Origin of the sequence: Prevotella sp. 20925_1_30 (assembly GCF_041433025.1) — a bacterium.
GTDB lineage: Bacteria > Bacteroidota > Bacteroidia > Bacteroidales > Bacteroidaceae > Prevotella > Prevotella vespertina.
The window spans coordinates 61,787-87,834 of the sequence record NZ_JAPWAR010000006.1 but is presented as its reverse complement, the minus strand read 5'-3'; the positions used below and the strand labels follow the sequence as shown (position 1 = coordinate 87,834).

Genomic DNA, 26,048 nt, shown 5'->3' with positions numbered 1-26,048 from the left:
TCAATTTTAACAATAGTATAATACCATCTTTACCACAATGCTATACGACCGATTCCCTGCGCTTCAAAGGAAGCACTAATTCCCATTGCTTTAAAGGCACGAGCGATAGTAGTGAATGTAAGATTACGTCCTCCTTCAATACGTGATACTTGCGCTTTCTTAACACCCATAAGTTCTCCTAACTGCTCTTGTGTTAAATGCCGTGACTGACGAGCTTTCTTTATGGCTTCTCCCATAAGGAACGAGTTCATATCAGACTCATATTCATCACGCAAAACAGTCCCTTGCTTGCCCAAAACAGTGTCAAGCATATCCTCATGTGTATATAACTTCTCCTGTCCCATTATTTTCTTCGCTTATTATTAAAATATTCTTTTCGCTTTTCCTCAGCCTTCTTTATTTCTTTTAAAGGTGTCTTTTGCGTTTTCTTTGTAATGCCATGCGTAGCAACAACCAATGTCTCTGCGTCTGTATCCCAAAAAGCAAACAGGCGATAAGCCATCCCATCATATAGAGTTCGGAACTCCCATATATCTGTATTACCCAGTTTTTTAAACAAACTATTGTCGAGTACGAACATACTCTTACCTATATTGTATACCACTTTGACCCTTGCTTTCTGTGGTAAGAGGGTTAAGAAGTCTATTGCATCCTGCATATAGGCTATCTTAAATCTTGCTTCTCGTTCCATGTTATTGATTGTCTGCTACAAAGATAAGCATTAGTTTCCATATATGTAACCTTTCTCTTTCTTTTTTTGACCATAATTTATACTAAAGGCTTTGAACAAGTTCCTCCATAAAAGATAATACCAAGCCCCTCCCCCACTAATTCCTCACATCTAAAATACGATAAACAAGAATACTACTATCTGATTATTTACAATCAAGGGAACTTCCACTTGATAGTAAACATGTTCCCTTCTGTCGCCAAATATCATTTTTTCTTTGTATCTTTGCAGCCCAAGTACAACAGCTAAAAGGCAAACATGTTCCCTTTTGTCGCCGTTGTCTCATACACAAAGACATTATGAAAGAGAAGAAGATAATTAACGGGCTTAATGATCAAGAGGTGTTAGCAAGTAGGCAGAAGTACGGTGAGAACCTCCTCACACCACCTGCGAAAGAGCCTATGTGGAAGCGTTTCATAACGAAATTTGAGGATCCTTTGATTATCATTCTACTTGTTGCTGGCATTTTCTCTATCGCTATCTCTTTCTATGAATACTATGGTTTGCATGAAGGAACAGAGGTGTTTTTCGAGCCAGTAGGCATTTTTATCGCCATACTATTGGCTACTGGCATGGCATTCTTCTTCGAAGAGAAAGCGAACAAAGCCTTTTCTGTTCTCAACCAAGTCAATGACGAAGAGCCAGTGGAGGTCATACGAAATGGCAACACCACCCAAATAACAAAGCGAGAGGTTGTGGTTGGCGATGTTGTTAGACTCAACACGGGCTCTGAAGTGCCTGCTGATGGAGTGTTACTACAAGCTATCTCTCTCAACATAGACGAGTCTTCTCTCACTGGAGAGCCTATCTGTCATAAGAGTACACATGAAGCTGATTTCGATAAAGACGCAACTTTCCCAACAAACTATGTCCTTCGTGGAACGAAGGTGATGGAAGGTCATGGTTTATTCCGTGTTGAGAAGATTGGAGATAACACCGAAAATGGTAAGGTTTTCGTAGCTTCTCAGATTGACAACAGCGTTAAGACACCTCTTACCGAGCAATTAGAACGATTGGGCAAACTTATTACTTGGGCTAGCTACACCATTGCCGCCCTCATTCTCATTGCCCGCATTATCATGTTCTTCTCGAACTTCTCCTTCGAATGGGTGCATTTCCTGCAATATCTCCTAGACTCAATAATGATCTGCGTGACGCTTATCGTCGTTGCTGTTCCCGAAGGATTACCTATGGCTGTAACGCTTTCTTTGGCTTATTCAATGCGTCGTATGCTAAAAACAAATAATCTTGTGCGCAAGATGCACGCTTGCGAAACAATGGGCGCAACGACTGTCATTTGTACAGATAAGACTGGAACGCTAACGCAGAATCAAATGCGTGTGAGTGAAATGGCTATTGACAGGGAGACTGAAGAGCACAAGGCATTAGCAAGAGAGGCTATTGCTATGAACTCAACAGCATCTCTCGATTTCACTGAAGCTCATCACCCAACCGCCTTAGGCAACCCAACAGAAGGTGCACTCCTACTTTGGTTAAATGATCAGGGCTATGATTATCGTCAGTTGCGCACAGAGGCTGAAGTGATAGACGAACTTCCTTTCTCAACAGAACGCAAGTGCATGGGAACTTTGGTGCGCTCTGCTCAACTTCCAGGGAAGACCATCTTATATATAAAAGGTGCAACCGACATCATCCGTAACTATTGTTCTTCTATCATGGGGAATCGTTCGTGGGATGAAATTAGCAACCAGTTGTTAACCTGGCAGAACCAAGCTATGCGCACATTGGGCTTTGCCTGTATGCTCATCAACGATGAGAACTTACACGAAGGGGTAATTCCAACCCTCCTCGATACCATTAAACAAACAGGGAAAGGGTTAACTTTCCAAGGTATCGTAGCTATATCCGACCCTGTTCGTAAGGAGGTTCCAGCTGCTGTTCGGGAATGTCTTGATGCTGGTATAGACGTTAAGATTGTCACAGGCGATACCCCGGGAACAGCAAAAGAGATAGGTCGACAGGTGGGACTATGGACTGAGAAGGATTGTGATAACGGTGTGATAACAGGTCCGGAGTTTGAAGCTCTAAGCGACGAAGAACTTTCTAAACGTGTAAACAGTCTAAAGATCATAGCCCGCGCACGCCCAATGGATAAAAAGCGATTGGTTGAAGCCTTGCAAGCTCAGCATCAAGTCGTAGCTGTTACGGGCGATGGAACAAACGATGCACCAGCTCTCAAAGCGGCACACGTGGGTTTATCAATGGGCGATGGGACAAATGTTGCGAAAGAAGCATCCGATATCACCATCATTGATAACTCCTTCCGTTCTATCGGTCGTGCGGTAATGTGGGGGCGATCACTCTATCAGAACATCCAGAGATTCATCCTTTTTCAGATGACAGTAAACGTTGCTGCCTGCCTTATCGTTCTAGCAGGTGCACTGATGGGAACGCAGAGTCCACTGACAGTAACTCAAATGTTATGGGTCAACCTCATTATGGATACCTTCGCAGCTATGGCTCTCGCATCCCTTCCACCATCGAAAGACGTCATGCGTGACAAGCCTCGCAACCGCAAGTCCTTCATTATTAATCCAGCAATGACAAGGCTCATTATCGGTGTTGGATGTTTGTTCTTTGTAATCCTACTCACGTTGCTTTATATGCTGGAACATGCTCCTATTCAATCAATGACCGCCTTCCTTACGTGGCAAAATACGGGACATCATGAACTAACGAACCATGAGTTAAGCATCTTCTTCACACTCTTTGTGATGATACAGTTCTGGAACATGTTTAATGCGCGAGCCTTTGCAACAGGACGCAGTGCCTTCCACTTGAAAGGTTGTAAGGGTTTTGGTGCTATAGCCTTATTGATATTTGTGGGGCAGATTATCATCGTGCAGTGCGGTGGAAGGATGTTCAACGTCTCTCCTCTCAGCCTTTCTGATTGGTTGATCATCGTCACTTCCACCTCTGTCGTCCTATGGATTGGAGAGCTATTCCGCCTCTTCAACAAACGAAACAAGTAATAGTCACAAATCAAAGAGAATATCAACTAATAAACAGAAGAGCCTTTCTTTCATGCAAAGAGAGGCTCTTCTTGTTGTGAGGAAAGGCTTTCTTAATAGTGAAAAGGGCGTTACTTTGACTGGAGAAAAGATCCTCTTACAAGAGAAAGAACTTCTCATAAATATGAAAAAAACATCCAGTGACTTGATTTTCATTATATTTTCACTATCTTTGCAAAATACTATTTATCGATAAACACATGGTCAGAAAAAGAAAAAACAAGCTAAGAGACGTATGGGAGTTCTTAGTGATTGCTTTTGCAATGTTGCTTGGTAGTTTTGGTTGGTGCGCCTTCCTCTTACCTCACAAGATTACAATTGGTGGTATTGCGGGTATTGCATCTGTTATCCAATGGGGTCTAGACATACCCGTTCAATATACCTACTTGGCAATTAATGGTATTCTTCTCTTCGTTGCTTTGAGGATTCTTGGATGGAAGTTCTGCATTAGAACTATCTTTGCAGTGATCACTTTCGCCATCTTTACATCGTTCTTTAGACAGGTGTTTGCGGGTCATGCACTCTTTGCCGACCAACCTTTCCTAGCCTGTGTAGTAGGAGGTGTACTATTAGGAGCTGGTGTTGCCATCGCATTACAGTACAATGCAAGCTCTGGTGGATCGGATGTTGTGGCTGCAATGATACATAAGTATCGTGACATCTCACTAGGTCGTGTTATCTTGGCATGCGACCTTTGCATTATTAGCTCAAGTTATCTCGTATTGAATAATTGGGAGAAAGTGATCTATGGATACATCGTTCTCTTTGTCATGACATACGTTGTTGATTACTTGATTAATGGTATGCGAGGTTCCGTTCAGTTCTTTGTTATATCGGAGCATTGGGCAGAGATCGGCACAGCCATCAATAACGATGTGCCACGCGGATGTACCATCATCAATGCACAAGGGTTCTATACGGGTAAGGACTTGAAGATGCTCTTCGTCATAGCAAGGCGTTCGGAAGCACGTGCCATCTACCAACTCATTGATGAAATAGACCCTAACGCATTCGTTTCGCAAGGAGCTGTTAATGGTGTATATGGTGTCGGTTTTGATCGCATGAAAGTATCACATCGCAAGAAGATAACCGAAGAACAGGTACAAGCCTGATGGTATTTTAGATAGGAAAGGATCATAGAATGGATATTCAGGAGATAAAAGATAAACGCATTGCTGTGCTTCTCTCTGGCGGTGTAGATAGCTCGGTCGTCGTGTATGAGTTTGCTCGACTGGGCTTACACCCCGATTGTTTCTATATTAAGATAGGACCAGAAGAGAAGGAGGAATGGGATTGTAACTCTGAAGAAGACTTAGAGATGGCTACTGCCGTGGCGCATCGTTATGGCTGCAAGTTGCAGGTCATCGATTGTCATAAGGAGTATTGGGATCAGGTAACGAGCTATACTATGGAAAAGGTAAAGGCTGGTTTCACTCCAAACCCTGATGTGATGTGCAACAGACTCATAAAGTTTGGTGCCTTCGATGCGAAGATGGGACATGATTATAACCTAATTGCAACGGGGCATTATGCGCAGACTGAATGGATTGATGGGCATAAATGGCTTACAACAAGTCCTGACCCTGTAAAAGATCAGACCGACTTCTTAGCTCAAATATACGATTGGCAACTAAAGAAAGCGATATTCCCTATAGGGCATTATGCGAAGAATGAGGTGAGAGAGATTGCCGAACAGGAACACTTAATCAATGCTCGTAGGAAGGACTCACAGGGTATCTGCTTCCTTGGTAACATTGATTACAATGAGTATGTACGTCGTTATCTGGGGGAACAGATGGGGGACATCATCGAATTAGGGACCGGTAAGAAGATTGGTGAGCACCGTGGACTATGGTTCCACACCATCGGACAACGCAAAGGATTGGGTCTTGGAGGTGGTCCTTGGTTCGTTGTTAAGAAGGATGTGGCGCAGAATATTCTCTATGTAAGCCATGGTTATGATCCAGCAACAGCTTATAAGAAGGACTTCCCACTGCATGATTTCCACTTCTTAACCGAAGGTATCACAGAACTACCTGCTAAGGTGACTTTCAAGATACGCCATACACCGGAGTATCACACGGCTACCGTAGAGCAACTAAGCGATGGGAAGTGCCTCATCCATTCTACAGAGAGTATTCATGGAGTTGCCCCCGGACAGTTCTGTGTCATATATGATGAGCAGCACTACCGCTGCTTTGGCTCTGGAGAGATTACTCTCTAAGGCGCATTTTAATCGTGTCACACAATTATTTATAACTTCTTAAAGCGACATTCAAAAGCAATGTCTCTTTAAGAAGTCTTCGTATTGATTGCTATACCCATTAAACACGTTGATATCAACATCACCATGAATACCACGCACCTTTCCATCAGGACTAAGCTGCCAGTAAGCTAGTTTGAAGTTAGGTTTATACTCTCCATAACGCGCAATCCACACGAGATAGTTATCACCAAGGTCGGGGGCTAAGGGCATATAACGATTGGCAAACGACTGACTGATATAGAGTATAGGGCGATGACTCGTATGTTTAAATACCATAGACATCCATATCCTCACTTGTTTGAACAGCACTTCAGCACCTCCCATAGCATGGATTTGTGCATCAGTAGGCTCTACGTCGAGCACAGGTGGTAGGTCGCCTTTTCTGAATCGAGCTTTCTTTAAGAAGAAGTTAGCCTGCATATAGCCCGAAGACAAGGTTGAGAAGAAGTGGTAAGAGCCCACTCTAATTCCATGCTGACGGGCTGCCAAGTAATCAGAATAATAATAGTTGTTGAGCAAGGTGCGCCCTTCTGTAGCCTTAACATAGGCGAATGAGACAGGATAGTCAACTATACCTTCCACCTTCTTACTACTTAATGTACCGAGATGGGTGATTCTTAACTTGCTCCAAGCTATGCTGTAACGCTGCTCCCCCTTCTCATGTTGATGTTTAGAAAGGTCTATGCCATAGATACGGTCAGCGTTGTAAGTGAGGCGTTCGCCCTTAAATACGTTGTTCTTCCACTCCCCTACCTTCAGAAAGTCATGTGGCGCAACATTGATACCAAAGCCATTTCGCTTGCCATCCTGCCAATGCCCATCATAGAAACTACCATCATTACCATAATACTGACCATACCCCTCAGCCTTTCCTCCTCGTTGCTCGCCAACGTAATAACCCGCAGAATCAATCAAAGCTCCTGCTGGAAAGCCAAGAACAGGATGCGAATAAGCCTTGAAGTTACGCAAACTCTCTTGCATTCCTCGCTCTCTGCCGAAGCGTGAAGAGATCATCCAAGGAGTCATACAATCGGATGTCTGCAAGCAAAGAGCCCATCGGTTTGACTCATCATTCAAGCGATTACAAACCATTATCTCGCCTGGCTTATACCATACACGTGCTGTGTATTGATTCACTTGACGGATTCGAAGACGTGCAGTAGGTTTTATATCTTGCAAAACGTGTATAATCCTTTGCAATGAATCTATCTGATGAACCACCGCTGTATGATAATCGGCAATCTTGTTATAACCATAGTCTTGCACACTATGAACACGCAAATAATAGGCAGTTTCATTGCGCTTGGACTGTAAACCCACTAACTTTATATCCATCTTCATCAATGCGTACATCAATACCTGACGCAACTTCTGATCCTTCAGATTGATAATTGTGGAAGGATAATGACGCCTTATCACAGCTATACGCCCAAAGCTAGAAGGCAAAATGGGGAGTTTATTCACCCAATAGCCCTCTGTTACGGACATACGTGAGCGTATAGAGTCACCTGGCAGACTACCATCTACAAAGGTGGAGTCGGTATAATTGGAGAAATAAGCTGCTGGTTTACCATCAACGTCCAACTGATAATAAGACTTTTCAGTCACATCTACGGCACATCTTTGTATATGTCTTCTTGTCAACGAGAGGTTACGCCTGGCAATAGATGACAATAGGGAAGCTACGAGAATAAGGCTTACACCCTTGTAAAAATTCCTGTTAAAGAACGAACGAAACATCTAAATAACCTTTAAAAACGTTGCAAAGTTACTAATAAATACCTAACTTTGCCCCGCAAAAGATGAGAAAATCGGTAAATATAACACTTTCCCTCCTACTATCACTGATGATTGTTTGGATTGGTTCTGGTGTGCTGACAATGGTTTGTGAGCATACTGGTAATGTGTCTGTAGCCGATAACATGAGGGATGGACATTGCAAGAAAGAGGCTAACAAGCACTGCATGAAACTGCAAGTAAAGAGCTTGTCTGCCACAAATACTGCACAATCTTCTATACAGAAGGTGCATCCTATCCAAATATCTCTACTCCCGCAACTAGTTACAAGTTGCTCGTTATTGCCTTTGCCCACATTGACAAAGGCCCCAAAGAAAGTGCTGTCATTGCTTTGGCATAGTCCGCCTAGGCAATATCTACGCTTTCTTACCACACTTCTTATTTGATATAAAGTCTCTCTGAATCCCTTTCAATAAGGGACGCACTCGGCGTATCAGAGCTTTAACGAGGCACTATTAGGAATCAAGAGGATGTCTTGATGGGGTTATCCATCATGCGTCTACGTTCCTCTCGTTGGCTCGAAAGATTATTGTATGGCTCATCAGACAACACAGAATGCCATACGATTCATTTTAAACTATCATTTTAAAGACTTTATATGAATAAGAAAATACAACTTGCAGGGCTTGCGCTGCTCTTTACTCCAACGGCTTTCGCACAACAGACAGCCATTGATTCCACAACAACAACCCCTATCGACACAACTGCAACACTGAAAGAACAAACGCTTTCAAACGTGACGGTAACAGCAAGGGCAGCGACTGTGCGCACATTGGCTGGCGCTATCAACGGAAAGGATATTCTACGTGATGAACTCTTCAAAGCTGCATGCTGCAACCTTGGAGAGAGTTTCGTCAATAACCCTTCAGTAGATGTCAACTACTCGGATGCCACTACTGGAGCAAAACAAGTGAAGTTACTCGGATTGAGTGGCACCTATGTTCAAATGCTAACAGAGAACCTCCCTAACTTTCGCGGTGCTGCCTTACCTTACGGATTGGGCTATGTTCCAGGCAACTGGATGAAGAGTATGCAGGTGAGCAAGGGTAACTCTTCGGTGAAGAACGGCTATGAAGCCATGACTGGACAGATTAACGTTGAATACGTCAAACCAGAGGATGAGACGGGCATGAGCGTTAATTTATATGGAAGTACTATGGGGAAGTTCGAAGCCAATGCGGATGGTAACATTCATATCAATGGTAACAAGAACCTTAGTACGGAACTTCTTGCACACTTCGAGAATAATTGGAGTAGGCATGATGGTAATGGGGATGGATTCCAAGACGACCCTCAAGTGAGACAATATAACCTACAGAACCGATGGTACTGGAAGACGGGCAACTACATGCTCCACGCTGGTTTGTCACTATTAAAAGAGGACAGAATGAGCGGACAGGTTAGTCATCACGCATCCTTAATGCCAGCTATGACTACACCTTATCGCATCAACATAGCAACTGACCGCTATGAGGCTTACATGAAGCACGCTCTCATTCTCAATCCTGAGCACGGCACGAACATCGCCTTAATGGGTAATGTTTCCATGCACAAGCAGGATGCGCAATATGGTATTAAGCAATACTTCGTCAACGAGAAGAATGCTTATGCCTCATTGATATTCGAGACGAACTTCACACCAGAGCATAATCTATCGGCTGGATTGAGCCTCAATCACGACTATCTGCACCAGCGACTGACGCTCCCAACAGGCTATAACCCATCTGACTATGGTAACCTCTATCCTATGACGAGGGGCATTGAGAGTGAGACAACACCTGGTGCTTATGCGCAATACACCTATAACTTGAATGGTAAACTCATCGCTATGGCGGGCTTACGCATTGACCATAGTAATATATATGGCACCTTCTTCACACCAAGATTCCATCTGAAGTGGGTTCCAGCGAGCTTCCTTACAATGCGTCTATCGGCTGGTAAGGGCTATCGAAGCCCTCACGCTTTGGCTGAAAACAATTTCCTCATGGCATCAGGACGCCGCCTTATCATAGACAACCTCAAGCAGGAGGCTGCATGGAACTATGGGGCAAGCCTAAGCTTCACCTTCCCTATCAACAACAAGTTACTCAAGTTGAATACGGAATATTATTACACGCACTTCATCTCACAAACGCTTGTTGATTACGATACCAACCCACAGGAACTGCACATCACCAATCTCAATGGCAAAAGTTTCTCACACACCTTCCAGGTGGATGCCTCTTATGAGTTATTCAAAGGGCTCGACCTCACAGCCGCTTATCGTTATAACCTCGTCAAAGCGACTTACAACAATCGACAGATGTGGAAACCGCTGCAAAGCAGATACAAGGCTTTGCTCACCGCAAGCTATAAGACGCCCCTAGGTTTGTGGCAGTTCGATGCTACATTAGCAATCAATGGCGGTGGACGAATGCCCGAACCTTACACCTCACCAGTGACAGGCAACCTATCATGGGAGCGCACCTACAAGGCTTACGGGCAAGTGAATGCACAGATAACACGCCACTTCCGCCACTTCTCGGTCTATGTTGGTGGCGAAAACCTAACCAACTTCAAGCAGAAGAACCCTATCATCGGATATGACAATCCATGGTCGAGCACCTTCGAACCAACGATGGTCTATGGTCCTATCCAAGGTGCGATGGCATACGTGGGCTTACGTCTTAACCTAGGAAAGCGACTACAATAAGATTCAAACATATCAATTACTAAATATAAAATATAGGATTATGAAAAAGTCAATCATCACTTTGGTGCTTCTCATGGTAGCCATGATTGCATCAGCAAAAGAGCTCAAGACTGTTATTTTCACTACGACTCCTCAAATGCACTGCGCCAACTGTGAGAACAAAGTAAAGGGGAATCTCCGTTTTGAAAAAGGTGTGAAAGACATCAAGACAAGCACTGAAGAGCAGAAAGTTTATATCACTTATGATGCCAAGAAGACGGATGAAGCGAAGTTGCAAAAGGCTTTCGAGAAGTTCGGTTATAAGGCTGTGAAGACTACAAAGGACGCTAAGATCCCTGTACATGAGGGCGAAGAGTGTGACAATATGTAAGTCTCAGCAGGATTACCAAAGACTAGGACTGTGCGTTCCATATATTGAAACCCTGCGTTCCATGTATTGAAACTGTGCGTCTCATGGCTTGAGACGGTGTGTATCATGGGCTGAGACTGTGTGTATCAAGGGCTGAGACTGTGTGTATCAAGGCTTGAGACAGAAAGAGGTCATAGGTAACAGGACTAAAAAAGGGGTGCATCAATAATCCTAACGGACATTTGATGCACCCTTATCATTGTTGAATAAGAAGGTTCGTCGTTATGCTTTCTTCATCCGAAGGGCTAATTGAAAGATGGACGGGATGAGTATGCAAAGCGAAAAAAATAGTCCGCCATACATCATTCGCTCACTTCCATGGAAGAAGTCAATGAGCTTTCCGTCGCTCATCTGTGGCATTAAATGGAACATCACATAGGCTACTGTGTTGTTCATCCAATGCAACATAAGCCCTGGCAGAATACTCTTTGTGCGATAATACATCCATCCAAGTACCAAACCGAGCAAGAAGGCGTGGACGCCCTGCGCCAGGTTGAAGTGGATAAAACCAAAGACGAGAGCCGAGAGGATGATAGCTATCCAGTGACTCTTACTGCCCGTTGCATTCAGGAGTACACGGAGTACACCACCGCGAAAGACTACCTCCTCTGCCAATGGTGCCATGATACCTAAGGCGATATATCCCCATGATGTCTTCATAATGCTTTGGAACATTGCTTCCGTTTGTTCGGGCATGGTGAGGTTAATCTTCTCTGCAATAAACTCCATCGGGAGAATAGAACCTAAAGCGAGCAAAGCTGCCCATAGGAGAACACCCCACGGACGTGACTTGAGATAGATGTTAGATACTGGTGCCCACTTTGTACGAGTGAAAAGGAGGAGGGTTAACAAACTACTAATCACTGCAGAGAGAGCTATCGAAGTACCATCTTTGACACCATTCATCGTGGTTAAGAAGGGAGTTCCATGAATGAATGAGACTATAAGATTGGTAATTACTAATGCAATAACTTTCAACACGATGAAGAGTGCTACGAATAATATAGTATAAAGAACGGCTGTCCATAATTCTCTTGACTTCATATTCTTCCTTGTTTATTATTGTTCTACTATGTTATCAACCATCGGATGACGCCTATCGAAGAGTGCGTTGATGGTATGTTTGTCTTGTTCGAGCTGTTGGGATAGGGCTTCAAGAGAATCGAACTTACGCTCATCTCGTATCTTACTGATGAATCGGATAGAGACATCTTGCCCATAGAGATTGCCCTCGAAATTGAAGATGTTTACTTCTAAAGTTTCTTTCGTTCCATTGAATGTGGGGCGTTTACCGATATTCATCATTCCACGCTTCCATACGAGGGAGTGGTCTAATTGAACCATGACAGCATATACGCCACGCATAGGTAGGAGCTGTTGGCAAGCGTTGATATCAAGGTTGGCAGTGGGAAAACCTAACTTGTGACCATTCTGAAAGCCGCTCACAATCTTGCTAGAGATGGTGTAATCGTAACCTAAACAGTGATTGGCGCGCACGATATCACCTTCTTTTATATACGTCCTTATCTGTGACGAACTAATCTTCTCACCATCGGGAAGGTAGGCATTATTGTGTATGACCTCTATTCCTAACTGCTCGCCGTATCGCTTATAATCATCGAATCCCTCCGAACGATTATGCCCGAAACGATTGTCGTAACCTATGAGCAGCTTCCGTACATTCAGTTGATTGCGTAAGACGTCCTCCATAAACTCGCGTGCAGATAAGTCTGCCAATGCGACATCAAAGTGTAACACGATGACTTTATCAATGCCTGTCTTTGATAATAACAGCAGTTTCTCATCAAGCGATGATAGCAATTCTGGTCGGCTATTCACATCGTCTTCTTTCCCTAATGACGCTTTCAACACTTGCCGAGGATGCTCATCAAATGTTATCACAGCCGACACCATCCCTACCCGATGCGCCTCATCAACCACATTCTTTATCAGATACTGATGCCCACGATGCACACCATCAAAGAAGCCGATAGTAGCTACCAGCTCTCCTATCTCAACCTTCTCTCCTTGCTTTATATATATCGTTTCCAAATTCTTTATACACTATTTACCATCCTTCCAACAGTTATCTGTCCTCCTTCTCCCCTCTTCCATCTCTTCAAACTATCCTCCTCAACAGCGCTATTGTCTTAACCCTCTTTCGCTCCTTTCACTCTTTACACTCCTTGACAAAGCCCCTCACTCTCCTTAGCAAAGCTCCTCACTCTCCCTAGCAAAGCTCCTTGCAAAGTTACTTAGAAACCACCAATTAAGACAACAGGTTATGTTCTCAAGTGAATCAAAGTCCCTTGCAAAGTTACTTAGAAACCACCACAAACGCACTTCACTACTTCTCAAAATGTGTTAAAACTGTCATTTTCTTTCTTCTCCATTCTCCTATTTCCATTTATTTCATTACCTTTGCATCCGTATCAACCACATCTCGGACTTGTAGCTCAGTTGGTTAGAGCAACAGACTCATAATCTGGAGGTCCCTGGTTCAAGCCCAGGCTGGTCCACAACAACCAATCAGCAACTTAGAACTAACATCTAAGTTGCTGATTTCCTTTTATAAGCTTTACCGAAAAATACATTCTTCAAGACTAAAAACAATCATGTTTATGTGCCAAGCCTATGATTATAAAAGAGTAGGAATAGTCTATCTCTAACTGCAAACTAACGTATATAATGAAAGAAGGAAATACACAAAAACAAAAAAGAGATAGATGACTCTATCTCTCTAAGCGTTGGGATACCCGGATTCGAACCAGGAATGACAGGACCAGAATCTGTAGTGTTACCATTACACCATATCCCATTAATAGCTAACTCATTACTGAATTGCGAGTGCAAAGGTAGTGTTTTTTATTTAAACAACAAAACTTCTCTAGACTTTTTTATCGAAAAGAAGCAATTTAAGAAATACATTATATGAATTGACGGAAGGACATATGCGAGGCATAAATCAAATTAGTACTCATTTTGTTAAGACTTTTGTCTACTCTTCACCTTACTTATATCCGCTTGACAAGTTCTATAGCAAGCCTATATCACCAATGATTATAGATGCGTGGGGAAGGTGAAAACAAAAAGAGATGGAACCTTGCCCATATTGTGCGAAGCCCCATCTCTCTTCTTAAAGACCATGTACCCTTTACCTATGAAAGATTACGGTCGCACAATGTTATCGTAATTATACTTATCATTGACTATGCGCTTCCCACAAACATAATCCTTACTCAAGATGTCGTGCTTAGCAGAATAATATGGAGAAGAGGTTAAACCTCCAAGGTCAAAGAGCATTTGACAGATATCATCGGTCATAAAAGGTTTAGAAATCGATGCTTTTATTTGCTGCACCTTGTTAGGGTATTTCTTCTTAAAAACATCAGAGAACCAAGCAATCATAGGTACACTATACTGGTAATAAAGCATATTTTTCAAGTCATCACTGCCCTTTCGCCCAGCACTAGCCCTATAATCATAGACTTCTTCACCATGATCAGAAACATAAATCACCACTGCATTTCTATGAGCATATAGACTGATTATCTGCTTCATCACATAGTCGTTATATAATGTAGCATTATCATATTCAGCAATACTCTTCCTCATCTCCTCTGTCATCCATGGTTCCTTCCGCCTAATACTATCAGCAGAGAAATGGTTAAATTGCCTATCAGCAGGATAACGCTTAACAGCTTCTATATGCTGTCCCATGAGATGGAAGATAGTCAGAGCATGGTTATGTTGCTCCTGAAAATCACGTTTATATCTATCAACTAATTGTCCATCATACTCAAAAGAATTATTGTTTGTCCTATCATAGCATACTTTCAAGACACGTGGTGCATAAAGATAACTGTTCAAAGCAAAGGTGAATGTTGCTCCAAAAGCAAAGGTTCTTTGATTATCATACATACTGACAAAATAGCCGGCTCGCTTGAATACGGCTGTTAATGGTGGGCGTTCGCTCCATCGAACACCATCTTCAAGACTATTTGTACTTATCAGATTGCGCATTACCTTGGTTGTAAAATTATATGGAGAGACGGCATTTGTGAATGCAACTAACCGTCCCGCTTTCTTCTCATGTAATAAGAAAGGAGTAGTATTAAGTCCATATCCATACACAGAAGCATGATCTTTTATATACGATTCACCGATCACAAAGACGATATTCAACGAATCCTTTGCTTCAACATCACTCTTTGTTGACTTCACATTCTCCGCTAATAGTGCTGTTCCTTCCATTTCTTTCTTAGCCAGATGTGAATCATAAAGAGCCACAACCACCCTTGTCAGCGCATCGCTGGGGTAACTCATGTGTAGATTCCAAACAGAGACGTCATCTGGATTCTTGCACTGGAAGAGACCTATATAACAATAGGAACCAATCACACCAACAGTAAGCATTATCCCAGAAAACACTGACAATATACGGAAAAGACGTTTTCTTTCTAAATATAATGTACCTTTCGACCTCTTCTTCTCAGCTATTACAACAAGTACAACAAAGACCACTGTCAATGCTGGAATAACCCATGCTGTACTCGTGTGCAGCAATGAATGTAAGAACTCCGAGCTCTCTTCTGCATTCGTCTCAGCTAGTAGCATCAATACGCTGGGGGATATTTCTAAGTCATAGTTAACCTTCAATGAGGCATTAATAAAGAATAAGATGAAGGCTAAAACATAGATCAGCACTTTCACCCACGAGCGTTTACTCCATGTGACGATAGCAGTTGCGATATAAGCATGCAAGTAGATTACGAAAGCACGCGCATAGATATTCTGAGTTATAGAACTCCATCCTATCAATACGATATAACTGATAAATAAAGGCCATTGAGTAGTGATTGGCACTACCCAACGGCATGAAGAGATGTAATTTCTAATCTTTCGTATGAGATTCATAACATGATTCTGTATTGCTATTAACGCTTTGCCATATCGTGATACAGGGTCTGCAAAATGGCTTTACCTATGTTTATGCGTCGCTTGTCATTCCCATAAATAGCTCGTTTACTTACGTTGTCATAGACAGTACAGCCTGTTGAATCACAGAAATTGAAGCCATTATTAAAGGTATTGAAGCCAAACGGATAACGATAAGTATTACCCATTACATCACGACTAAAGGTGAAGTCTTCATGAGGAATACCCATTTGACCTAAGACAGTAGCAGGAAGGTCGGTCTGACTTATCAGTTTATGGATACGCTGAGGATGCTTTATAGCACCGCCCATCATCAAGAATGGAATGTAAGGGAACTTCGGTGAAGCTATCTCACGCCAGTTAAATCCATGATCAGCAACCACTACGATGAGTAGATTCTTCCATGCTGGAGTCTTCTTCAACTTATCTATGAATGTTCCAAAGCACTGATCCGTATATGCGAAAGCATTGTATTTCTTATCCTTCAAACGGTGATAAGGCACATCAAACGGGTTGTGAGAACTGATAGTTAAGAAGGTAGTGTACCATGGACCAGACTTCTCCTTATCACGACGAACAATGTCATTATACAACCAGTTAAAGGTTACATGGTCTGGTACTCCCCACTTAGTTGTTCTGTCAGAAGCGGGGAAGTCATCCTCTGTCACTAGCTTGTCATGCCCCGAATCAAGGAAGTATTCAGACATATTAAAGAATGACACGTCACCTCCATAGAGTGCTTGTGTCTGATAGCCATACTTCTTCAGGGTCTTTGGTAAGCCTGGCAAATGCTTGATCTTATGTGTAAAACGCATGATACTTGTCGTTGGTTGCCCCAGATAACCACTCACTGCACACACAATACCACGGTCTGTTCGGAAGCTACCACAATAACAACTATCAAAGACAACACTCTCTGGTAAGAGGCGATTGATGTTTACCCCAACATCTTTCATACCTCCTAAGCCTTCGATGAAACATGAGCCAAAGCCCTCAAGAACCACTACTAACACATTAGGACGTGATGTTTTGATAAGCTTCTCCGTACTATCGGCCTTTGTTGGAAATAGACCCTCATATAGCTTAGCTCGCGTTTTCTCATCGAAAGCATCAAATTCCTTGTAGTCGTCCTCCTCCTTCTGAAGACTGTACATAAGGTTGAAGATTGGATTCAAAGCTGCATGATTATAGAATGTGACATTGCTATAAAACGCACGACCTGGCGTATTTGGCCATATTCTTAAACCACGAATCATAGCAAACAAGGCTCCTCCTATCACAACAAAGAGGACACCACGCAACCATGGATTTGTCTTTATCTTTCCTAATTGTACTTTCCATAAAGGCCATGCAAGTAGGGCGTATGAGATAGCAGATAGTACAATCCAACCGAGTAGACGCACAAGCAGATAACCTACTGACACACTTGCAAAGGCATCCTTTGGGTCATTAAGATAAAAGAACGCCATCCGATCGAGCTTAAACTCCCAAAACTCATACAACGAAGCATCGGCTAACGCTCCCAATGTCAGTAATATGGAGATAATGACGAGATAGATGTTTAAACTCTTCTTAATAGGGAACTTCGCCCATGCCCACTTGATTCCAAAGAGCAAGAGGGGTATTGCCATCATATAACCTACCGTTGCCATATCAATGGAGAAGCCGTGGACATATATCTCCCAAATATCATGGAACGATGGTGATAACTTTCCGAAGCCATGGTTATAAATGAGGAATAACGGCTTCTGAATACCTAAGAAAAACAAAGTAAAGGCTATAAACAGCCACAATAATATTGAAAGATCTTTCTTCATAATCAAATTTTTCAGTCTATCTAATAGATGTTCTTATCTTTATCTATACGTTATATCACTTCTTATCGTTCGTCCTTATCACATTCGTCAACTTATCTACAACTTGCGATGGGGTTAATGTCGTCATGCAATGGTAATCACCTTTTGCACACTCATCTGCTCCCGCTATCGTACAAGGTTGGCAATCACAATGTGTCAACAAAGCGTCACCTTCTTGCTGCTGCCAGCCTAAGAAGCCACAAGCGGGAGCTGTTCCACCCCATATACTCACGACACGCACGCCTGCAAGAGAGGCTAAGTGCATATTGGCAGAGTCCATAGACACCACAACATCAAGCCATGCCATCAGTGCCAATTCCTCGTGTAATTGCAATGAACCAGCGATACATCTGACGTTAACCAACTCTTTTGCCCATAACTCTAAAGTTGCTTTTTCTTCTCCCCTACCGCCGAATAAGAACACTCTCACGTTCTCCGTCTGATTCAACAAGGCAATAACTTCTTGCATCTGACTGGCTGGATAGGTCTTATTCTTATATCTTGCAAAAGGTGCAATACCTATCCAATGTTCGTTCTCCGGCTTTGTTAATTGTAGAGGTAGGGTTGGTTTCTTATCGAACAAACCATCGAACTGGGGTTCACAAGGTAGCCCTAATCGTCTAAAAACATCGAAGTATCGTGCTGTAAACTTTCTCTCCGTGTACTTATGTTGATGTGTTATTGCATGTCGTTCACTACGTTTCTTGTCAAGCATTGCCACTCGCACGCCTCGCAAAAGATAGCGTAAATCAATCTTCCAAGAGCGCATCACGTTGTGTAAATCGGCTACAGCGTCAAACTTCAAGCCCTTAATTGGCTCTAAGACAGCCTTTCTGTCCTTCACAGGACACAGTGTTATATTCTCTGGAACATGGATGAAGAGCTTGGCACAAAAAGCCATCGTCAACACATAGAAACGGTGCTGTGGATAGGTTTTAGCCACACTATAGATAGCAGGGATAGTCATTGCAACATCCCCCAATGCTGATAGTCTTATGACAAGGATACGCTTGTTTTCTTTATTTGCCATACCTATTATATATGTCAATCACCTGCTGGGCAACTTTCTTACCATCGAACTTCTTGACGTATTCCAAGCCTTCACAGATAGCCTGCTCACGCCGGTTACCACCCGGCAACATGTGCTTTATAGCCTCAGCAAACGCCTTCGGATCATCTGGACTCACGTATAGACTACCCTTACCACCAGCTTCTTCCAAACAACTTCCCGTCGCTGCGACAACAGGGAGACTAGCTTCCATTGCCTCAATGATGGGTATTCCGAACCCTTCATAACGGCTCGGATAACCAAAGACAGCTGCCGAATGGTATAGAGCATGCAATGTTTCATCATCAATACCAGATAGGAGATGAACCCTACCAGCGACTCCAAGTTCCATAGCTTTCGCCTCTATTCGATCGGCATAAGGGGTTCTTCTACCCACGATAACCGCATCAACACCTTCCAAATAAGGTAAGGCTTCCACTATCTCAAGGGCGTTTTTGCGCTCTTCTATCGTACCAACAAAGAGGATGAAGTCGTTTGTAAGGTGATACTTCTCCCTTACCTTATGCTTTAAAGACACATCTACAGGAGCTGCAAAACGTGTACTACAACTCTGATAGATTACCGATATTTTCTCTTCGGACACCTTCCCATACTCTATAATATCTCGTTTTGTACATTCAGAGATGGCTATGATGTGTGTTGCCTCATTGATGGCGTTATAGAAACGACGGGTGTAAAGCCATCTATCAATGGGTTTGTACCATTCGGGATGGTGCAGAAAGATAAGGTCATGAACTGTAAGAATGGCAGGAACAACCTTACTAATACCCTTTGGTAACTCTGCATTGAGTCCATGAAAGACATTCACTTCATGCTTACGAATGTCTTTTACCATTCCTTTCAACTGCCACCACCTTTTATATAAAGGGATGGATGAGTTTGTAGGAACCACCAACTCACCTTTTTGAGGTATAGAGATAGCTTTCAAAGCAGGCTTCCCCTCATCTGGAGAAAACAGCAAGAGACGATCGTTGTCAGCTATCAACTCTGACATATTACACACCAATGTCCGACCGTAATTGCCTAATCCCGTGGCATTACGTAATATCTTCCTTGCATCAACCCCTATCTTCATTTAGTATCCTCCTAACCATTTGGAGCCATGCAGCCCCTGTATTATCAATACTGTATGTCTTTGCTTTCTCAATCACTCGTAGCTGCATTCTCTTCCTGCGTTCATCGTCTTTGGCAAGTGCAACTAACGCTTTGGCGTATGCTTCTTCATCGAATGGCTCTATCAGAACACCTTCCTCTTTGCTTGAGACAACAGCTGTAACTGCTGTGAAACTATTATACAGAATAGGGACAACGCCATTAGCTTGTGCTTCAGCTAAGACCAATGGCCAACCTTCATAAGACGATGTCATACACAAGATGGAAGCCTTGTCATAATACATCTTTGCCTGATTGGTCGGTCCTTCGAAAGCTATATTCTTCAGTTCAAGCGTTGTTGCCATTGCCCTTAGTGATGCGTCTTCTACACCTCCGCCAACAATCTCCAACTTCCAATCAGGTAGTTGCGGCTGTACGATCTTCCATATTCGTAACAAGCGATCAACACGCTTCTGTATATGAGCAAAGCGTCCCAAATAAAGGATGATCTTCTCTTTACCCAAGTTAACATCAGTTGGTAAGGGTACAGAATTGGGTAAGACACATACCTTATTATCGGCTGGTAGATTCAAGTTCTCCGTCAATCGCTCTTTAAAAGACTGACAAAGTACACCATAAGCATCCGCCCAGTGATATACTTTCTGGTACTTTCTGTAATAATCCATATCTATTACCTTCTTCCATACCTGTAACAGACTCCTTTTAAAAGGATGTGCTTCACCAATAGCTACGGTAAGCCCCAACAGTTCATGGAACGGTGGATTGTGGAGGACAAAGACCATCTTTACACCTGTCTTTGCCTTCAACCAAGCTGCATAGCGTTGCTTCTGATAAGTCACAAGAATATCCACCTTCTCCCTTAATACGGCATCACGAATAGCCTTGGCAACACGTGGTGACCATAGGATATTACCCTTAGGAAGAGGTTTCACATCGAACAATCGCTGGAAACCCTTCGGATAGTTCTCTTGCAAATGGTTCATAACAAAGACCGTAACAGCGAATCCGTGGGAACATAACCAGTTGCCCACATCACACGTTACACGCTCAGCTCCACCACAAGGGAAGTTTTTTGAAAGGAATGCAATATGCACTTTCCGTCCATGCCGCTGGTTATCGTTAGTCATCATAGGTCTGTTAAGTCAAAGTACTTTTGTGCTACTGCAAGCTGCGTAGCCAATTCTATTCTTGGATTTTGGAACTGCTTCACCCATTCATGAGCATGTTCTATGATGGCTTCTGCCTCTGATGGATGTGCAATATAGTACTCTATTTTCTCTATCAAGTCGGAGTAGTCAGGTTTTACCTCTATATAATGATAATCTGGAATAAGCCTTCCTTCCATGTACCAAGTCTCATAAACCATTGGTGCAGAAACGGCTATTGAATTAGAAGACATCACCCACTTAAGGTTCGTTGCAACATCCATTCCTTCAATGCAAGCGACAAACTTATAATCTAACTGCTCCTCAATGCTTAGGAATCCTTTGATACTTTCAGGGAAATCTTCGTTTGGCTCGGCTTGAGACTTACCTATATTGCACATGGGATGATCCCAAAACATCTCGCAAAACTTACGTCTGTGAGGACGAGCGTTACACCATGTTGTCCTTGAGACAAGCATGTTCTTCTTTTCTGCAAAAGCCTTCTCGTCATGCACGAAACGGAAGTGTCTATGCTGATCAAGCTTCAACAAGACCGCATTTACATTGTCTCCTGCTATCGGACGGCTCTTTACAAACGCAGGTTGAGACGGCACATGTGTAACATCCCCATGCTCATATCTGAATCTACATGCCGCTGGGAAATACTTCAAGACACTATACTGGTCAAAGAAATAAGTAGAGAGACGACTCTTCTTATCGCCGAACTGCTTCTTCTTAAACGGGAACTTATATTGCCCAACAGTAGTTGCTCCATCTATATGGGTATGCTCTTGAAGTTTATTATAGTAGGCAACGCGATCCATAACAATCTCTCTTTCATCATGGCTAAGTCCTGCCATGATGGAAGAGAGACGTGGACGATAACATATCCGAGGTACGAATACATAGCCCAAGATCTTCCCTATTGAATTACCCATAGGTGATTTCCTTCTTATTCCATTTCTCCTTTCATAATAGCCTCAACTCCCGCAATGTCTTTGTGGTTGTCCACTGAGAGTGAGCGACAATGGCAGTTGTAGTAATAAATAGGCACATTATTCTCGATAAAGCGGAAGGAATCATTCTCTTCTATCTTCTCTATTGGTCCACGAGGGGTCGTATGATAGAACTCCAAAGCTTTATGATTGAAAGCACCTACGCCCACGAACTTATGATAAACATAATCCATATTGCCCTTTGGATATGGGATTGGACTGCGTGAGATAAATAAGCAACGGTTGTTATGACCTGTTACTATCTTCAAGTTAGTTGAATCAACGACCTCAACAGGGTTATGGAAATCGGTCATAAGGTTAGACACATACATCTCTCCCTCACCTATGCTTGCAGGGATACACTGCGTGATGTAGTCCTTAGTCAACAATGGCTCATCACCATTCACCATGACATATAGATCTGCATCAACCTTTGTTGACACCTCATAAAGACGCTCTGTTGCAGTGTCATGATCAGATGCAGTCATAACAACTTTCGCTCCGAACGATTCTGCGAGAGCCTTGATTTTCTCGCTATCTGTTGCTACATACACTTCACTGAACTGCTCTACTTCCTTGCAATGTTCCCACACCCAACGTATCATTGGCTTGCCTAAGATCAATGCAAGAGGCTTTTCAAAAAAGCGCGAAGACTCTGCTCGCGCAGGAATTACACATACGATATTCATTGTATCTATTATTTAGTACTTCTAATGAATGGCTTTTCCTTCCCTGTCAAACTTCCATCTGTTATGCGACCAAAGCCATAATTCGGGTTGCTTACGGATGTTTTCTTCCATCATGCGGAGGTATTGTAAAGTATAAGGGAACTTCGTTTTATCATCCTGAGGACACACCTCTTTGAATGTCATAACATAGTGACCACGTCGAGGTTTCTCAACATGTAAGAAGAAGTAATGGGCATTTACATGCTTACCTATCTCTTCTCCTCCTACAGCATAAGCAGTATCTTGATGCAGAAACTGCGTCCAGTTATGAAGGTTCTGACTATTCGGACGCTGGTCAGATATGAACCCCACGAGGAATTGCTCATTACTCCGATACTTCCTTAAAAGGAATCGGATGGCTTCTTGCTGTGTAACAAGTGTGGTGTTAAAACGGCTTCGAATGCGTAACATCAGATCGTCCATCACCTTGTCTTTCACTGGTCGATATAATTCACAAGTGAATGCTGGTTGACGATAATAACACGATACTTCCTGTGCCCACTCCCAATTTCCATAGTGCCCAAGGAATAGGATTACAGGGCGACCATCAGCCGCTTTACGTTCTACCTCATCACCATTCTTCACCTCAACACGGCACCTCATCTCTTCATCACTAACGTGCAGGAGTTTTACAGACTCTACTATGACATCTGCCAGATGACGATAGAATTTATTGGTGATAATGCCTACTTCCCTCTGACTTAACTCTGGGAATGACCTACTGATATTACCTGTTATCACTCGTTTCCGATAATGAATAACACGACTCAAGATGAAGTAAATGAAATCACTTATTCGATACAAGCACCAAAAGGGCAGCAAGGCTATACACTTGAGGAGACCGAGGAATATATAATAACGTACTTTTCTCATTGCTCTATGTTTGCACAAACCTTTTGAGTGAAGTTGGCATTTGCTTCTATGAAAGCTGTTGTACGACTCTTCACCTCCATCTGTTCCTTTTCTTCTCTCACCTGATTGAACCAGTGACACAAGCCTTCTGGCGTTGTGACTATCGCTCCTATACCTCGATGAACCATCTCTTTCGGGGTTGTTTTCCGTTCTATTCTTGGACCAAAAGCCACAGGTATACCATAAACAGCTGGTTCGATAACACTATGCAGATAGGCTGTGAAACCACCTCCAACGTATGCCCAATTACCATAACGATAGATACGTGAGAGCGAGCCAAGGATATTAACGACCAACACTTGTACATCGGTAAAGTCGGTATCTGCGGTACATTCCGTATATAACAACGATTTTGCTGGTATTTTTTCTTGTACTTCACGAAGGGTCACTGCGTCTATCTCATGTGGAATAACAAGGAACTTAACACCTTGTTCGTGCTCTATTAAAGAAGACACAAGCGATAAATCGTTAGCATCGCTCACGCTCCCTGCCACAAAGACAGGCGTATTGCCAGCACAAAACTTCTCTATTATTGTGTTTTGATAAGGCTCTTTGGCTATGCGAATAGCGTTATCAAACAAAGGATCGCCTATCACTTCCGCATTATTAAAGCCAATCTTTGCAAGATTCTCCTTCGACCGTTCGTCCAATACCATGAACTTTGTAAAGGTCTTAAAGGCTCTTCGGATGGGGAAGCCATACCACTTCAGAAGGTAGGAGCTATCAGCTACTAACATTGAAACAAGGTAGGTCGGAATCCCACGGGAACGCAATTCTGACAGGTAATTCATCCAATATTCAGAGATAGCAAAGACCGCCTTCGAAGGTTGCACAATATCTAGAAATTCTCTAACATTGCTTTTCATGTCCAAAGGAAGATAAAAGATATTATCAACCTCATGGCTCTTTTCGTTCTCATTCATCAATGCTATGTAACCAGATGATGAAAAGAACGTGACGATACAACGGCGGTTATCGTTTCTCAATGTCTTGATAATAGGGCGGATAACATTGTATTCTCCATAGGAAGCAGCATGAAACCAAAGCACTTCACGACCATCTTTTACAACCTCACGACGTATGGTTGAAAGAAGGTTCTGTTGCCCCATTACAAAGCGATAAGCCTTTAGGTGTTTCTGTTGTAACCATCGTTGACACTGCTCACTCTTCCACACTCGGCGAAAGAATGTATTTATCAAGACGAGAACACCATTATATAAAGATGTGAATATGCCTACCACTGCTACCTTAAATGTTTATTCGCTCAACCCGTTAAGAGACCTTTCTTCAGTAATTGAAACGAGTATATAGTATATTGCAAAAGTACAAATAAAAAACCGAGAAAGTGTATATATATATCAAAAAAATTATATCTTTGCAGCCAGAAAACTAAAAGATAACTATAAAGAAGATTCTTATGAAGAAATTACTTACACTTTCGATTGTATTAAGTTTAGCAACAAACATGATGGCTGCAGAGCCTAATTCTGACGGACTTGAGAAGGACAAAGCTGTTTATTTGGAGCTTTTAGGAGCCTCAAACATGGTGGGCATCAATTATGATCAGCGTTTCAACGACCATACTAAATGGGGGTGGAGAGCAGGTGTTAGCTTTGCTTTCGGTAACAACTCCAACTTCTTTGGTAACGATGGTAGTATTCGTTATTACTCAGTTCCATTGGAAGTAAACTATCTCCTAGGCTCTCAAAAGAACAACCTAGAGGTAGGTGCTGGTGCAAATGTGGGTATTTACAACTCTCACGATCGTGACATTCAAACCCTTGAAGGTCCTGTCACGCTCACTCCTGACCAACAGGCGCACCTGATAACACAAAAAACTATCAATGGGAAGACGATAACTTTCCTCGGTTATAACACGAGTCACAATCGTTTCGGATACTATTTCTTTGGTAACATTGGCTATCGTCACGTATCAAACAAGGGCTTCCTTTTCCGTGTGGGTGTGAATCCATCCTTCACATTAGGTGAGAAGAACGCTATTAAAAAGGCTGTGTTCTACCCTTACTTAGGCTTTGGTTGGGCGTTTTAATCCCCCACTGACTACAAAAAAAAGCCTCCCCAAGCCCCTCCAAAGGAGGGGATGTGCCTAACGGAAGTTGGTTAGGATAAAGGGGAGAATTGCTTAACTCAATAAGCACAACTCATAAGTAAGAAAACAAGAAACGCCTTTCTCCATTGGAGAAGGGCGTTTCTTTCTACTAAGGAGAGGCTCTCTTCATATAGAAGAAACGCCCCCTTTGTTTGCAATCAATACTATTCACTCCCCTCTCCATTCGGAGAGGGGGCGGGGGTGAGGCATCTTCTCCCTCTTTCAGTGAGGTCGGATGAAGCTCTCAACGACTATT

General features: G+C 42.7%; 21 protein-coding genes and 2 tRNA genes. 8 read left to right on the top strand and 15 right to left on the bottom strand.

Features of this window, described 5'->3' with window-relative positions:
- Nucleotides 1-29: 29 nt before the first annotated feature.
- Both O3603_RS04265 and O3603_RS04260 read right to left on the bottom strand, forming a co-directional pair.
- Nucleotides 30-344 (bottom strand): helix-turn-helix transcriptional regulator, encoded by a 315-nt coding sequence (locus tag O3603_RS04265; protein ID WP_155715650.1) that lies wholly within the window; start codon nucleotides 342-344, stop codon nucleotides 30-32.
- Nucleotides 344-691 (bottom strand): type II toxin-antitoxin system RelE/ParE family toxin, encoded by a 348-nt coding sequence (locus O3603_RS04260; protein ID WP_009434830.1) that lies wholly within the window; start codon nucleotides 689-691, stop codon nucleotides 344-346. Before O3603_RS04260 ends, O3603_RS04265 begins: the two co-directional genes overlap by 1 nt.
- Nucleotides 692-1,029: 338 nt before the next feature.
- Here O3603_RS04260 and O3603_RS04255 point away from each other — a divergent pair, with 338 nt between their 5' ends.
- The 3 genes from O3603_RS04255 to mnmA all read left to right on the top strand — a co-directional run bounded on the left by O3603_RS04255 (nucleotide 1,030) and on the right by mnmA (nucleotide 5,986).
- Nucleotides 1,030-3,723 (top strand): calcium-translocating P-type ATPase, PMCA-type, encoded by a 2,694-nt coding sequence (locus tag O3603_RS04255; protein WP_371520882.1) that lies wholly within the window; start codon nucleotides 1,030-1,032, stop codon nucleotides 3,721-3,723.
- A gap of 239 nt (nucleotides 3,724-3,962) precedes the next feature.
- Nucleotides 3,963-4,874: a YitT family protein gene (locus tag O3603_RS04250; protein ID WP_371520879.1), complete on the top strand. Its 912-nt coding sequence runs from the start codon at nucleotides 3,963-3,965 to the stop codon at nucleotides 4,872-4,874.
- Between the two features lie 29 nt (nucleotides 4,875-4,903).
- Nucleotides 4,904-5,986, top strand: a complete 1,083-nt coding sequence (gene mnmA / locus O3603_RS04245) for a tRNA 2-thiouridine(34) synthase MnmA (RefSeq protein WP_371520876.1) — start codon at nucleotides 4,904-4,906, stop codon at nucleotides 5,984-5,986.
- Nucleotides 5,987-6,037: 51 nt separating this feature from the next.
- Here mnmA and O3603_RS04240 read toward each other — a convergent pair whose 3' ends face one another.
- Nucleotides 6,038-7,768 carry a GH25 family lysozyme gene (locus O3603_RS04240; RefSeq protein WP_371520874.1) on the bottom strand — a complete coding sequence of 577 codons (1,731 nt, stop codon included), beginning with the start codon at nucleotides 7,766-7,768 and terminating at the stop codon, nucleotides 6,038-6,040.
- A gap of 62 nt (nucleotides 7,769-7,830) precedes the next feature.
- Here O3603_RS04240 and O3603_RS04235 point away from each other — a divergent pair, with 62 nt between their 5' ends.
- The 3 genes from O3603_RS04235 (at nucleotide 7,831) to O3603_RS04225 (ending at nucleotide 10,887) form a co-directional block, all read left to right on the top strand.
- Nucleotides 7,831-8,211 (top strand): hypothetical protein, encoded by a 381-nt coding sequence (locus O3603_RS04235; RefSeq protein WP_315087702.1) that lies wholly within the window; start codon nucleotides 7,831-7,833, stop codon nucleotides 8,209-8,211.
- Between the two features lie 212 nt (nucleotides 8,212-8,423).
- Nucleotides 8,424-10,517: a TonB-dependent receptor plug domain-containing protein gene (locus O3603_RS04230; RefSeq protein WP_371520871.1), complete on the top strand. Its 2,094-nt coding sequence runs from the start codon at nucleotides 8,424-8,426 to the stop codon at nucleotides 10,515-10,517.
- A 40-nt stretch (nucleotides 10,518-10,557) separates the two neighbouring features.
- Complete coding sequence (locus O3603_RS04225) at nucleotides 10,558-10,887, top strand: heavy metal-associated domain-containing protein (protein ID WP_288954132.1); 330 nt, start codon at nucleotides 10,558-10,560, stop codon at nucleotides 10,885-10,887.
- Between the two features lie 261 nt (nucleotides 10,888-11,148).
- Here O3603_RS04225 and O3603_RS04220 read toward each other — a convergent pair whose 3' ends face one another.
- Together O3603_RS04220 and ribF are read right to left on the bottom strand one after the other, a co-directional pair.
- Nucleotides 11,149-11,970 (bottom strand): lysostaphin resistance A-like protein, encoded by an 822-nt coding sequence (locus O3603_RS04220; RefSeq protein ID WP_371520869.1) that lies wholly within the window; start codon nucleotides 11,968-11,970, stop codon nucleotides 11,149-11,151.
- 15 nt (nucleotides 11,971-11,985) lie between these two features.
- Nucleotides 11,986-12,978 carry a riboflavin biosynthesis protein RibF gene (ribF, locus tag O3603_RS04215; protein ID WP_371520866.1) on the bottom strand — a complete coding sequence of 331 codons (993 nt, stop codon included), beginning with the start codon at nucleotides 12,976-12,978 and terminating at the stop codon, nucleotides 11,986-11,988.
- Between the two features lie 393 nt (nucleotides 12,979-13,371).
- On the opposite strand from ribF, the gene O3603_RS04210 reads away from it, so the two are divergent.
- Nucleotides 13,372-13,445, top strand: a tRNA-Ile gene (locus O3603_RS04210).
- 228 nt (nucleotides 13,446-13,673) lie between these two features.
- On the opposite strand, the gene O3603_RS04205 is transcribed toward O3603_RS04210, so the two are convergent.
- The 10 genes from O3603_RS04205 to O3603_RS04160 form a co-directional block, all read right to left on the bottom strand.
- Nucleotides 13,674-13,744 (bottom strand) — tRNA-Gln (locus O3603_RS04205).
- Between the two features lie 350 nt (nucleotides 13,745-14,094).
- Nucleotides 14,095-15,843, bottom strand: a complete 1,749-nt coding sequence (locus tag O3603_RS04200; RefSeq protein WP_371520863.1) for a phosphoethanolamine transferase — start codon at nucleotides 15,841-15,843, stop codon at nucleotides 14,095-14,097.
- A gap of 20 nt (nucleotides 15,844-15,863) precedes the next feature.
- Nucleotides 15,864-17,681 carry an LTA synthase family protein gene (locus tag O3603_RS04195; RefSeq protein WP_371520860.1) on the bottom strand — a complete coding sequence of 606 codons (1,818 nt, stop codon included), beginning with the start codon at nucleotides 17,679-17,681 and terminating at the stop codon, nucleotides 15,864-15,866.
- A gap of 55 nt (nucleotides 17,682-17,736) precedes the next feature.
- Nucleotides 17,737-18,750 (bottom strand): glycosyltransferase family 9 protein, encoded by a 1,014-nt coding sequence (locus O3603_RS04190; RefSeq protein ID WP_371520857.1) that lies wholly within the window; start codon nucleotides 18,748-18,750, stop codon nucleotides 17,737-17,739.
- On the bottom strand, nucleotides 18,740-19,864 hold the full coding sequence (locus O3603_RS04185) for a glycosyltransferase family 4 protein (protein ID WP_371520854.1): 1,125 nt from the start codon (nucleotides 19,862-19,864) through the stop codon (nucleotides 18,740-18,742). The genes O3603_RS04190 and O3603_RS04185 overlap by 11 nt, the downstream gene beginning before the upstream one ends.
- Nucleotides 19,848-21,032, bottom strand: a complete 1,185-nt coding sequence (locus O3603_RS04180) for a glycosyltransferase (RefSeq protein WP_371520852.1) — start codon at nucleotides 21,030-21,032, stop codon at nucleotides 19,848-19,850. Before O3603_RS04180 ends, O3603_RS04185 begins: the two co-directional genes overlap by 17 nt.
- Entirely contained in the window at nucleotides 21,029-21,985 is a 957-nt protein-coding gene (locus O3603_RS04175; protein WP_371520850.1) for a glycosyl transferase family 90, read from the bottom strand. Before O3603_RS04175 ends, O3603_RS04180 begins: the two co-directional genes overlap by 4 nt.
- Before the next feature lie 14 nt (nucleotides 21,986-21,999).
- Entirely contained in the window at nucleotides 22,000-22,731 is a 732-nt protein-coding gene (locus O3603_RS04170; protein WP_004382448.1) for a 3-deoxy-manno-octulosonate cytidylyltransferase, read from the bottom strand.
- 21 nt (nucleotides 22,732-22,752) lie between these two features.
- Nucleotides 22,753-23,643 (bottom strand): lysophospholipid acyltransferase family protein, encoded by an 891-nt coding sequence (locus tag O3603_RS04165; protein ID WP_371520847.1) that lies wholly within the window; start codon nucleotides 23,641-23,643, stop codon nucleotides 22,753-22,755.
- A complete protein-coding gene (locus O3603_RS04160) occupies nucleotides 23,640-24,923 on the bottom strand; it encodes a 3-deoxy-D-manno-octulosonic acid transferase (RefSeq protein ID WP_371520845.1) in 1,284 nt (427 codons plus the stop codon). The genes O3603_RS04165 and O3603_RS04160 overlap by 4 nt, the downstream gene beginning before the upstream one ends.
- Before the next feature lie 176 nt (nucleotides 24,924-25,099).
- On the opposite strand from O3603_RS04160, the gene O3603_RS04155 reads away from it, so the two are divergent.
- On the top strand, nucleotides 25,100-25,732 hold the full coding sequence (locus O3603_RS04155; protein WP_371520842.1) for a hypothetical protein: 633 nt from the start codon (nucleotides 25,100-25,102) through the stop codon (nucleotides 25,730-25,732).
- Nucleotides 25,733-26,048: the final 316 nt, after the last annotated feature.

Coding starts and splice junctions, on each gene's coding strand:
- O3603_RS04265 (WP_155715650.1), bottom strand. CDS start 344: ATGGGACAGGAGAAGTTATATACACATGAGGATATGCTTGACACTGTT.
- O3603_RS04260 (WP_009434830.1), bottom strand. CDS start 691: ATGGAACGAGAAGCAAGATTTAAGATAGCCTATATGCAGGATGCAATA.
- O3603_RS04255 (WP_371520882.1), top strand. CDS start 1,030: ATGAAAGAGAAGAAGATAATTAACGGGCTTAATGATCAAGAGGTGTTA.
- O3603_RS04250 (WP_371520879.1), top strand. CDS start 3,963: ATGGTCAGAAAAAGAAAAAACAAGCTAAGAGACGTATGGGAGTTCTTA.
- mnmA (WP_371520876.1), top strand. CDS start 4,904: ATGGATATTCAGGAGATAAAAGATAAACGCATTGCTGTGCTTCTCTCT.
- O3603_RS04240 (WP_371520874.1), bottom strand. CDS start 7,768: ATGTTTCGTTCGTTCTTTAACAGGAATTTTTACAAGGGTGTAAGCCTT.
- O3603_RS04235 (WP_315087702.1), top strand. CDS start 7,831: ATGAGAAAATCGGTAAATATAACACTTTCCCTCCTACTATCACTGATG.
- O3603_RS04230 (WP_371520871.1), top strand. CDS start 8,424: ATGAATAAGAAAATACAACTTGCAGGGCTTGCGCTGCTCTTTACTCCA.
- O3603_RS04225 (WP_288954132.1), top strand. CDS start 10,558: ATGAAAAAGTCAATCATCACTTTGGTGCTTCTCATGGTAGCCATGATT.
- O3603_RS04220 (WP_371520869.1), bottom strand. CDS start 11,970: ATGAAGTCAAGAGAATTATGGACAGCCGTTCTTTATACTATATTATTC.
- O3603_RS04200 (WP_371520863.1), bottom strand. CDS start 15,843: ATGAATCTCATACGAAAGATTAGAAATTACATCTCTTCATGCCGTTGG.
- O3603_RS04195 (WP_371520860.1), bottom strand. CDS start 17,681: ATGAAGAAAGATCTTTCAATATTATTGTGGCTGTTTATAGCCTTTACT.
- O3603_RS04190 (WP_371520857.1), bottom strand. CDS start 18,750: ATGGCAAATAAAGAAAACAAGCGTATCCTTGTCATAAGACTATCAGCA.
- O3603_RS04185 (WP_371520854.1), bottom strand. CDS start 19,864: ATGAAGATAGGGGTTGATGCAAGGAAGATATTACGTAATGCCACGGGA.
- O3603_RS04180 (WP_371520852.1), bottom strand. CDS start 21,032: ATGATGACTAACGATAACCAGCGGCATGGACGGAAAGTGCATATTGCA.
- O3603_RS04175 (WP_371520850.1), bottom strand. CDS start 21,985: ATGGGTAATTCAATAGGGAAGATCTTGGGCTATGTATTCGTACCTCGG.
- O3603_RS04170 (WP_004382448.1), bottom strand. CDS start 22,731: ATGAATATCGTATGTGTAATTCCTGCGCGAGCAGAGTCTTCGCGCTTT.
- O3603_RS04165 (WP_371520847.1), bottom strand. CDS start 23,643: ATGAGAAAAGTACGTTATTATATATTCCTCGGTCTCCTCAAGTGTATA.
- O3603_RS04155 (WP_371520842.1), top strand. CDS start 25,100: ATGAAGAAATTACTTACACTTTCGATTGTATTAAGTTTAGCAACAAAC.